We start from the raw sequence: 749 nt of genomic DNA on the forward strand, positions 1-749 counted from the left end.
GGAGCAACGATCATGGACTTCGACCTCGTCGAGCTGTCGCGCTTTCAATTCGCGATGACGGCCATGTACCACTTCCTGTTCGTGCCCCTCACCCTTGGTCTGTCGATCCTCGTCGCCATCATGGAGACGGTCTACGTGATGACGAACCGCCCGATCTGGCGGCAGATGACCAAGTTCTGGGGCACCCTGTTCGGCATCAACTTCGTGCTGGGCGTGGCGACAGGCATCACCATGGAATTCCAGTTCGGCATGAACTGGGCCTATTACAGCCATTACGTCGGCGACATCTTCGGCGCGCCGCTGGCCATCGAAGGGCTGATGGCCTTCTTCATGGAAGCGACCTTTGTGGGCCTCTTCTTCTTCGGCTGGGACCGATTGTCGAAGGTGGCGCACCTTGTGGTGGCATGGCTGGTGGCGATCGGGTCGAACTTCTCGGCCCTGTGGATCCTCATCGCCTCCGGTTGGATGGTCAATCCGGTGGGGGCCGAGTTCAACCCGGACACCATGCGCATGGAGATGACCTCGTTCTTCGAGGTGGTGTTCAACGAGGTGGCGCAGGCGAAATTCGTGCATACCGTCTCGGCGGGCTATGTCACGGCGGCGGTCTTCGTGCTGGGCGTCTCGGCGTGGTACCTGCTGAAGGGCCGGCATGTGGAACTGGCGCGGCGCTCCATCGCCATTGCCTCGGCCTTCGGTCTGGCCTCGGCCCTGTCGGTCGTCGTGCTGGGCGACGAGAGCGGCTATTCGGC

General features: G+C 61.9%; 1 protein-coding gene. It reads left to right on the plus strand.

The genetic code is table 11. The features are described from left to right. Positions 1–12: 12 nt before the first annotated feature. Positions 13–749, plus strand: a 737-nt coding sequence (locus BCY78_RS24235) for a cytochrome ubiquinol oxidase subunit I (protein WP_199523198.1), incomplete at its 3' end; no start/stop codon positions are given.

Origin of the sequence: Pararhodobacter sp. CCB-MM2 (assembly GCF_001691415.1) — a bacterium.
Lineage (GTDB): Bacteria > Pseudomonadota > Alphaproteobacteria > Rhodobacterales > Rhodobacteraceae > Pararhodobacter.